Raw genomic sequence first — 1,975 nt, 5'->3', positions numbered from 1 at the left:
GTGGGGGAGATTCACCGGATGCCCCTCACGGGAGAAAAAAAAGCTCCCCCCCCCTCTTCCCCCCCCCCCAGGCCCCGGTTCATCCACGGCGGGCGTTACTGCCCGTCCAGGCAGAGTCAAATGCCCTCAATTACATATGCATTGACACGCTTATGTAGCGCTTATAGATCTGTGTGTCATCTGGGGTGATCGGTTCTCATCCTGTCTTCTGCCCCCAGTCACCTCTAAACCCCCGGCACTTGTGCAAAAACGTAAAGGACAAAAATGTCCATATCTCGCCGAAGCCTGCGTCGCTCCGCGCGTATCGTGGGTGTCGCCTCCGCTTCCGCCGCGCTGGCTCTCGGTCTGGCCGGCAACGCGCTCGCCTGCAACATTCGCGAGTTCTCCGCCGTAGCCACATGCGACGGCTTCAAGGGCGTCATCGTCGTCACCGACGAGGACTCCTCGGCCACCCCGGCCACGGTCACCGTCTTCCTCCAGGACAACGGCACCGACGTCAACCAGGTCGGCGAGCAGTCCGTCAAGGGCTCCGCGGAGGGCACCACGGTGACCTTCACCGAGGACTGGAAGCCGAACGCCACGTACCGCATCCACGTCAAGACCGACAACGGCGCGGTCGACGAGGACATCAAGGGCAACCTGACCGCCCCGTCCACGGCCTGCAAGCAGACCGGGGACAAGCCCAGCCCGACCCCGGCGCCCTCGGTGTCCGAGAGCACCCCGGCCCCCTCCCCCACCCCGTCGCCCTCGCAGAGCACCAGCGCCGCCCCCGCGACGACGCCGAGCAATGCGCCGTCCCCGGCCGGTGGCTCGCACCTCGCCGAGACCGGCGCCGACTCCAGCACTGGTGTCATCGCTGGCATCGCGGCAGCCCTCGTCGTGGTCGGCGGCGGTGGCGTGCTCCTCGGTACTCGCCGACGCGGGGCGAACTCCGGTAGCTGATCACCTGCGGCGAGCAGCCGCCAGGAGGGTGCTCACGACCGTGAGCACCCTCCTGCATTTTGTGCCGGGCACATCCAGATCGAGAACATGACGGCGTTGCGCCGGCCCGGTGCCCGGGGGGAGAACGTCTGCACTGGTGACTTCCCCGAAGCCGTCCACGGCTGCATCAACGGCATGGCTCTCTACGATTTCGCGGTCCTCGAAGAAATCCATGACTAATGGGAGTGCAGTGCTCGTACGGCGTACGGCTGTGGTGGCAGCAGCTTCAGCGCTTGCCGCTTTGGTGACTTTGGCCGGGGCGGGCGACGCTGCGGCTGAACAGAGAAGTCTGGACGCCGACGACGGGTACGCCTATCTGAGCCAGGACGCGGGGCACACCGCATCGTGGAACCTCTATTCGAAGGTGCTTGGGGCGAGGGTCTGCACTCTGAGGGCATCGGCCGGGGACGGCGTCGCGTACTCCTACGACTGCCGACGTGGACTCATCTCGGTTAGCGCTGCCCCTTTGAATTGGGCAGTCAGGGAACCTGTACTGCCTTTTCAGGGCCCACTGCGGTCGTCCTGGTCCCGGCGGAAGTAGCGGTGTTCCTCGTATCCGCCCTTCGTCACACGGCACAGGCAGCAGACGTGTCACTGCTCGTAAGCTCCGGGCTCATCGGCAGCGCGATCGTCTACGGGGCCGCCCGCATCCGGTGCTGACTCACGAACATTCCGAACACCGCCACAGGGAGGGGTAGTTCCCCTACGCGGCAAAACCGATGGTGCTCACGTATTCGTACTGACCCCACTCGGAGCCGAGGTCGACGACGGCGTCACCGACCCAGGCGACGTCGAGCGCCGCGTCGTCGCCCGTCATTCAGGCTTCGACGATGCGGTCTCAGTGACGGACGTTGAGGGAGCGGTAGGAGATCACCCCGTGGTGGGGGCGATTGACCTGGGCCTAGGGTGTGTTTCAGAAGTGGATCTTGATGTGTCAAGATCCACTTCGTGGGACGGCACGATCTGACGAACGCACAGTGGGCGAAGCTGGAGC

The 1,975-nt window shown here is 65.1% G+C and carries 1 protein-coding gene and 1 pseudogene; one reads left to right on the top strand and one right to left on the bottom strand.

Annotation, left to right across the window (positions count from 1 at the left end; translation table 11 throughout):
• Window positions 1–264 precede the first annotated feature (264 nt).
• Window positions 265–942, top strand: a complete 678-nt coding sequence (locus tag ACZ7OO_RS44055; protein WP_471513009.1) for an LAETG motif-containing sortase-dependent surface protein — start codon at window positions 265–267, stop codon at window positions 940–942.
• Window positions 943–1,684: 742 nt separating this feature from the next.
• Here ACZ7OO_RS44055 and ACZ7OO_RS44050 read toward each other — a convergent pair.
• Window positions 1,685–1,882, bottom strand: a pseudogene (locus tag ACZ7OO_RS44050) (transcriptional regulator); the annotation flags it as partial.
• Window positions 1,883–1,975: the final 93 nt, after the last annotated feature.

This window comes from Streptomyces sp. NPDC111744, assembly GCF_055634995.1.
The sequence above is the reverse complement of the archived record's forward strand: the minus strand, read 5'-3'. Positions and strand labels throughout refer to the sequence as shown.

Bases quoted from the DNA above. Each gene is read 5' to 3' on its own strand.
- ACZ7OO_RS44055 (WP_471513009.1), top strand. From the start codon at position 265: ATGTCCATATCTCGCCGAAGCCTGCGTCGCTCCGCGCGTATCGTGGGT.